Origin of the sequence: Halobacillus sp. BBL2006, assembly GCF_000786645.1 — a bacterium.
Taxonomy (GTDB): Bacteria; Bacillota; Bacilli; order Bacillales; family Halobacillaceae; genus Halobacillus.
This window is the reverse complement of the sequence record NZ_JRNX01000542.1, coordinates 1-7,621: the sequence shown is the minus strand read 5'-3', so window position 1 is coordinate 7,621 and position 7,621 is coordinate 1. Positions and strand designations below refer to the sequence as shown.

The 7,621-nt window shown below is 41.6% G+C and carries 7 protein-coding genes; 4 read left to right on the top strand and 3 right to left on the bottom strand.

Going from position 1 to position 7,621, the window contains the following annotated elements; genetic code table 11:
* Window positions 1–52 precede the first annotated feature (52 nt).
* Together LD39_RS15535 and LD39_RS15530 are read right to left on the bottom strand one after the other, a co-directional pair.
* Window positions 53–748, bottom strand: a complete 696-nt coding sequence (locus tag LD39_RS15535) for a CpsD/CapB family tyrosine-protein kinase (RefSeq protein WP_035549283.1) — start codon at window positions 746–748, stop codon at window positions 53–55.
* Complete coding sequence (locus LD39_RS15530; protein WP_035549279.1) at window positions 738–1,496, bottom strand: YveK family protein; 759 nt, start codon at window positions 1,494–1,496, stop codon at window positions 738–740. The genes LD39_RS15535 and LD39_RS15530 overlap by 11 nt, the downstream gene beginning before the upstream one ends.
* Before the next feature lie 281 nt (window positions 1,497–1,777).
* Between LD39_RS15530 and LD39_RS15525 the strand changes: the two genes are divergently transcribed.
* The 4 genes from LD39_RS15525 (at window position 1,778) to LD39_RS23845 (ending at window position 6,446) form a co-directional block, all read left to right on the top strand.
* Window positions 1,778–3,700 carry a tetratricopeptide repeat protein gene (locus tag LD39_RS15525; protein WP_035549276.1) on the top strand — a complete coding sequence of 641 codons (1,923 nt, stop codon included), beginning with the start codon at window positions 1,778–1,780 and terminating at the stop codon, window positions 3,698–3,700.
* 360 nt (window positions 3,701–4,060) lie between these two features.
* Entirely contained in the window at window positions 4,061–5,062 is a 1,002-nt protein-coding gene (locus LD39_RS15520; protein WP_035549286.1) for a C40 family peptidase, read from the top strand.
* Between the two features lie 184 nt (window positions 5,063–5,246).
* A complete protein-coding gene (locus tag LD39_RS15515; protein WP_035549272.1) occupies window positions 5,247–6,092 on the top strand; it encodes a protein-glutamine gamma-glutamyltransferase in 846 nt (281 codons plus the stop codon).
* 126 nt (window positions 6,093–6,218) lie between these two features.
* Window positions 6,219–6,446 carry a YjcZ family sporulation protein gene (locus LD39_RS23845; RefSeq protein ID WP_304413580.1) on the top strand — a complete coding sequence of 76 codons (228 nt, stop codon included), beginning with the start codon at window positions 6,219–6,221 and terminating at the stop codon, window positions 6,444–6,446.
* Window positions 6,447–6,957: 511 nt separating this feature from the next.
* Here LD39_RS23845 and LD39_RS15500 read toward each other — a convergent pair.
* On the bottom strand, window positions 6,958–7,621 hold a 664-nt coding region (locus LD39_RS15500), incomplete at its 5' end, for an S-layer homology domain-containing protein (RefSeq protein ID WP_035549263.1).

The following is a 7,621-nucleotide window of genomic DNA, read 5'->3' as shown; positions in this document are numbered from 1 at the left end:
TCAATTATTAAAATAAAAAAGAGAAACGTCCTAAGACACTTCTCTTTTCCACTTAGCTACCATAATAGTAATAATAATTACTAGATTTAATATCCTTATCATTCAACACTGCACCGAGAATATTCGCTTTCGACTTAAGCAATAACTCCTTCGCTTTATGCGCAGCTTCCTGCTCCGTTTGCTTACTGCGAACCACAAGCATGACGCCATCCACAAAACGAGACAATACTTGAGAATCTGTTACAGCTAGAACAGGCGGCGTATCAAAAATCACCATATCATACGATTGTTTCGCTTCCCGGATGAACTTCTCCATTTTCCTCGAACCTAGTAACTCCGAAGGATTCGGTGGAATCGGGCCACACGGGAGAATATCTAAGTTCTCGATTTCGCTTTCACGTACAAGGTCGAAAATAGAACGATTCCCCACTAAGTAGTTACTTAAACCATACGTATTATCTGTACGGAACGTATAGTGGATAGTTGGCTTCCGTAAGTCCGCATCGATTAACAATACCTTTTTTCCTTGCTGGGCGAAAACAACGGCCGTATTTGCTGTTGTAATTGACTTCCCTTCCGATGGACTTGCTGAGGTTACAAGCATCGTTTCTAAATCTTTATCAATAGAAGTAAACTGCAAATTTGTACGTATTGTACGGAATTGTTCAGATATTGGGGATTTTGGATTATCGTTTGCGATTAAACTGCGCCCACGTGTCTGCATGGTTTTCTTTGGTTTACGTGCCAACGGACTCACCTCTGATGTTTGATACGTTAGCCTTTTTTGTTGATCGACCTCGTGAAGGAATCTCATCCGGGGAAATCGTAGAAACGACACCCATAAGAGGAAGGCCTAACGTTTGTTCAATATCTTCTTCTGTTTTTATAGAAGAATCTAAGTACTCAAGCAAGAACGCGAGCCCTACGCCAATCATCAAACCAACAACCAATGCAATGGCAATATTTAATGCCGGCTTAGGGCTGACTGGTGAAGCATCTGCCTCGACAGCTGCTTCGGTTAAAATGTTGACATTGTCTACATTCATGAGCTGAGGTATTTCTTCTTTAAACACATTCACCGTTGTATTGGCAATGGCCGCTGCTTTGGCGTAGCTTTCATCCGTAGCCGTGACGTTGACCACCTGAGACTGTTCGGCATTAGAAACTTGTATTTTTTCAGACAGAGCAGATGCTGTCATATCCAGCCCTAAATCTCCTACAACCTGGTCCAGGATTCTCGGACTTTTAATAACGATATTATATGTATTAATCAGTTCGACGTTCGTTCGGATATCATTAATATCATAGGGCGTATTTTGTGATTGATCCGAGGATTGATTCACTATGAATTGTGACGATGATTGATAATTTGGGGTAAGGATAAAAAAGGTAACGAGCGCACTGATGATGGCTGCTCCTGCTGCTAGTCCCACAATCAGCCATAATCGCTTCTTGAGAACCCCCATAATCTCCTTTAATGAAATCGTTTCTTCCATTCATAAACCTCCTAGTATTCTTTTGAAAATTTCCCACCTAAAACAAACTCTATTTTTCTATAGTCTCTATTTTCAAAAATATAACATTCTAATGACACTGTAATATTTCTGAAATAACTCCCCATGGTAAGTTTATACTAACCTCCTAATGATGAAAAGGCTTTTTCCACAAATTTCGCCAAAATATTCTAAGAAATCCAGTTAGATTGTCCCTTATAAGTAGGGGTTCATGTATAATCAAGGTACTATGACCGATAATCCAATAGAAAGGTATGGGTGAAATGAAAAAGAAATATTTATGGTTAAGTATGATAGCATTGCTAATTATTGTAATAGGTACAACACTGACCTTCCGAGTGGTTGGAGCGAATACGCTCGATGAAAAGCTGGAATTAGCTAATCAAGCTTATCAGTCGGAGGAATGGGAAAAAAGTATAGAACTATATCAGAAGGTATTAAAGATCGACCCCGATCATGTAGAAGCTCGCTTAGGACTTGGGAAAGCTTATCAAGCGATGAACCATAGAGATGAAGCCATTGAAACCATCAATGAAGGCATCGATCGAAAAGTACAAGAGCACAGATACTACCTGCTTTTATCCGATATTTATTCATCTATGGGCGATGTCTCAAAAGCTGTTGATGTCTTAGACAGAGGACAGAAGTACAGTACCCATCAATCTTTGAAACAAGCGTACAAAGAACTCATCTCCAATATATACATACATACAGACCGTGAGATCGTACAAGAAGGATACGACAGAGAAATCGAACTCGTTTATGAAAACGAAAAGGGAGATTTGAAACCGCTGGAAGGAGAATGGTCTGTTCAAGACACTTCTATAGGAACAATAGAATCAAATGACGGCAGTGTCCGGTTCGAAGCTGCGAAAACAGGAAAAACCGCCATTGAAGTAAAGTGGGAATCTCTTACCCAGTATGTGACCATAGAAGTCGCTGAACAGGTGGTTGAGGAAATGACGATCGAGCCTTCTGAAGTGGAATCGTTAGCTGTCGGTGAATCACAAGACATCTCTGTAACAGGTGTCGATGCCGCCGGTGAAGAAATGACGTTCACGCCTGAGTGGACCTCTAAAGAAGGACGACTTGAAATAGAAGCTCAACAAGATGGAACGGCTACAATTAAAGCAAAAGAAGAGGGCAAAGATACCCTATTTATTTCCTATCAGGATTACGAAAAGGAATTGGATGTGGTTGTTGATGGGGAAAGCAAATCTATCGATGCTCAAGTTGAAGGCGAAGGGTCTGTCACAGTCTTTCCAGATAAAGAACTTTATTTCAAAGGGGAAAAAGTAACATTGGAAGCTTTTCCTGAAGAAGGCTGGGAGTTTACCGGCTGGAAAGGTGACCTAAATGGGAATGATAATCCTGTGAACACAACGGTGGACAATAATATGGATATCGTTGCTGTTTTCGAACCTATCCAACATGACCTTGACTTATCCATCTCAGGGGAAGGCGAAATTATTCGAGATTCGTTAGCGGACTCTTATGACCATATGGATCAAGTCTCTTTACGTGCTCGTGCAGCTTCAGGATGGGAATTCGCAGGCTGGAAAGGTTCATACACGGGAGACGATACAAGGATCAATCTTGTAATGGATGAAGATAAATCTTTACAAGCTGTGTTCACTAGAGAAGAAACTGAACAAGAAGAGGAAGAACCAGAAGAGACCGGGGACTCGCGTGAAGAGGAAGATTCTTATGAACCAAGTCCTCCAGAACCCACCAGCTATAGTCTAAGTCTTCAATCTAACGGTGGAGGCAGCATCCAGAAGAACAAATCCGGCAGCACGTTTGAAGAAGGAACAACGGTACGCCTGACTGCCGTCCCGAAAGATGGTTGGAATTTTACAGGCTGGAGTGGCAGTGCAAGTGGATCTTCTGCTTCTATTTCGGTCACCATGAACGGGAAAAAGTCGATTCAAGCAAACTTTGAAAAAGAACCGGAGCCGGAGCCTGAACCAAAAACCTATTCCTTATCAACTTCTGTTGTTGGCTTTGGAAAAATAAACGCCTCACGAACAAGCGCTCAAGAAGGTGAGTCGATTACGGTCAAAGCGATTCCAGCTGAAGGATGGCGGTTTGTTGAATGGCGCGGAGATGCTGTAGGGTATAGTTCAAGCTCTACGATCACGATGGATGGGAATAAACAAGTAACGGCTGTTTTTGAGGAAGAATGAATGATTTTATAAAAAACACGGCTTAACGTGCGGGTTTACCTGCCTTATAGACGTGTTTTTTATTTTTCTTAGAATAATGGTCTGATAATCTTGGAAAAGAATTTTGTCTATTATAATGTTTTTTATTTGGTAGAGGTTAAAATTTTTGTCGTCTCCCTGTAACAAATTTAACTAAAAAACAAGAGTATTTTAACAAGTTTAGTAGAGCTAAAACCGTGGTATATACCCGGTTCATCCCCCTGGTAAAACCTATGAAACTTAATTGTTACACAAATGTAAAATCATGACGAAACATGTTGTGATAAGCTTTAAAAGGATTAAACGGAATTTACATAAAAAACACAGGGGGAGTTTTACTTGATGAAGAGAGTTACGTCGGTTTTGGTTGCTTTTGCCACGGTTTTTCTACTATTTGCACCTACATCTTTTGCAGGTCAAAGGGTTGGGGACCAAGTAGTAGATGTCGCGTTTGACTACTCAGGGTCACCATATGTTTACGGAGGGACAAGCCCTTCAGGATTTGATTGTTCCGGATTTACACAGTATGTATTCAACAAAGTCGGAATCAGCTTGAATCGTACTTCAGGCAGTCAGTATTATCAGGGTCACTCGGTCAGCCGTTCGAACTTGCAGCCAGGAGATCTATTATTCTTCAATTACTATGATGGTGGATCTATCGGGCACGTCGGGATATACATAGGGAATAACAAAATGATTTCTGCAGAGAATCCTAGAGACGATATTACCGTTGCTTCTATCGCACCTGATCGATACTGGGGCGGTCGCCTGGTCGGCGCGAAACGCGTCATCGATGAGGTAGAAGCTGAGTCAACAGATAACGATCTTCCAACTGGTCAATACCATGACGTTGCAAGCAATCACTGGGCTCAAGACGAAATCGAATACATGAGTAAAAAAGGCATCATCAACGGGTACGACGGCAGCTACTTCAAGCCGGACAATAAAGTTTCTCGTGGTGAAGTTGCAAAAATGTTGAGTGTTTCTTTAGATTTAGGAACGTCTACAAGCGATCAGTTCTCTGATACGGATGGTCACTGGTCCGAGAAGTACATCAACGCTGCAGCTAAAGCAGGATATATCAATGGTTATAAAGACGGTACATTCAAACCTGAACAAGAAATTACTCGTCAAGAGATCGCTGCTTTGTTTGATAAAGCGTTCAAACTAAGCGGTTCAGGTGCTAACTTCGATGATGTTTCAAGCCAGCACTGGGCTTACGACTCAATTGAAGCACTAGCAGCCAGCGGCATTACAACTGGTTACGATGATGGTACATTCAAGCCATGGGCTGAAACAAAACGTAGTGAATTTGCAGTATTCCTATACAGAGCACTATATTAATGAAGGAAAAAATCCTCTCACTGGTCATGAGAGGATTTTTTTATTGGATTTTTTAAAATTTATCATAAGAAATTTCTTTCGTTCTTGCTTTCCTCTCCTCATGTCTCCCCTCATTTATTCATACATGATTAAGCCTGCTTATGAATACGATTAAAAAAACACTACGCTTGGAAAGAGGAATCGTATGATACAAGTATCTGGGAGTCCTTTTCAACTATCTGAATCTTGGAACCTTGGAAAGACGGAAAAAGCAATCGTTAAAGATATGCAAAACTCTCCTCCTGTTTACGCTTACCCCACCGCCAATCTTTTATTATTTGAACTCAATGTTCGAAAAAACATCATTCAAAGCGCTAGAGAAATGAATGAAAGTGAAGCTGTGTTTTCAAGCTTTAGAAATGCCCGCTGCAACCCTCAATATTGGAATTTAACTGAATCAGGGGGTTTCTCGCTGAAGCCTGGTGTCCTCCCAGCTGATGCGATTCGTGACATCTTTAAAAATGGGGACCTCTACGCCTTTGAATGCGCAACAGCTTGCGTCATTATCTTTTACCATGCTGCCTTAAACAGCATTGGTGCATCGGTTTTTAACTCTATCTTTCAGGACCTCTATTTATACAGCTGGCATACAGATAGCGATCTTGGGCTCTACACCTTTTATTCTGATCATTACTTACCAGGCGATGTCGTCTATTTTAAGAACCCGGACTTCTCCCCGAGAACTCCCTGGTTTAGGGGTCTAAATTCAGTCGTTATGGGTGATGGTGAATTTTTTTCCCATGGAGTTAGGATCAAGACAGCTGATCAAATGATAGAAACGCTGAATAAGAAGAGAATTCCAGAAAGTAATCAGTCGGCTTATTTAACGAATCTAGTGACTAGACCAGGCTTCGAGCGTTTAGCTTCTTTCTCCAATATGCAAAGCGTTCGACCTGCTCGTAAAATGCGCTATGTCGTCGTCCACCACAACAAGAATTCGATCCCTTTTATCGAGTATCTATTCTATCTGAGACAAATGATTAATGAATAAATCATTGTCATTTATAGACCCGCCAGACCCATGACGTCCACCCATTTTTGATGTTGACGGGCTCATCTTTTCCATAGGCGAGTATGATATAAGGAAGAATAAAGAATCATGAAAGGAAGTTCAAAGATGGAAGCTAATATGAATGCTTGGCCTTATATGGGCGCGAATATGAACGCAGCCCCATACATGGGAGCTAACGTCAATGCTGCACCAAATATGCCTGCCAATGTTGCTCCTGTTTCCTATGCTCCTATGCATTGTGCGCCGCGTCGCGGGGGCGACACGTTTGTATTGATCATTGTTTTGTTTATCCTATTGATCATCATCGGTGCATGCGTGTTTCCTGCCTGCTAACAAATGAGTATAAAAAAAGTCCTGTACGGATTGAAACCGTGCAGGACTTTTTCTATTTAAAAGGGTCTGAAAACCTTGTTTGTGAGTTTTCATTCAAGTTATGAAGACTATAGATCAATGTTAAGGGTAGTTGATGAGAGGAAATTAACTCGCTTTCCGCGGACGAACTTTCGAGCCTCCTCGCTTCGCTGTGGGGTCTCTCTCGCTCGTTTTTCCGCAGGAGTCTCGTCAATTTCCTCTCATCAACGTCCTTCATTTTTATTCTATACTTTAAACAAAGGGCAGATTCGAAATAACATAATATTAATACTATTAGTACAGGGTAAGACCCCACAAACGCTGCCTTAAGAGGCTCATCGTTCGCCCTCGGAAAGCGACCTCTTTCCCAACCGCCCTTATTCCACATAAAACATTTCGAATCCACACCCCTGCACTTATATGGATCATTTATTTTATTCTCTCTGAATCTACAAAGCCCTGAAGACGATACACGTCTCCAGGGCTTTCCTACTTATCTTAATTCAGGATTAATCGTTTTTGATAGAATCGTAGCGAACTCAGCTCTCGTAATCGGGCGGTCAGGCTTGAACTCTGTGTCATTATAGCCATTAATAATGTCTTCTTCCGCTAACGAATGAATCGCTTCGGAGTAATAACGATCTGGATTGACATCCTCAAAGAAGTGAGCATTGGAAGTTTGAATATCAAATGCTCTGTAAATAATTAAAGCTACGTCGCCGCGGCGGATCGACTCCTCAGGACGGAATGTGCCGTCTTCATATCCTTGAATGATACCTTTCTCTGTGGCCGAATCAATAAATCCTGATCCATAGTGATACTGATTGACATCTGAATAGTCAGTACTTCTTTTGGTTCCATCTAAATCGAGCGCACGTCCGACAAGCGTGATGACTTCCTGTCTTGTAATCTTATTTTGTGGACGGAACGTGTAATCAGGATACCCTTGGATCCACTCTTTTCTTGTCAGATCATTGACGTAATTCAAGAACCAGTCCTCGTCTTCAACATCTGTAAAGGTACTTGCCGGTGACTGGACAAGTCCATCGCCGTACACGTCATCTCTCCCGGGTTTCCCTAAGTCTTCGGCATTGTCCATTATGACTTCTTCCAGCTCGTCAAACGTCAAGTCTGGATACAACTGCTTGTACAAAGCA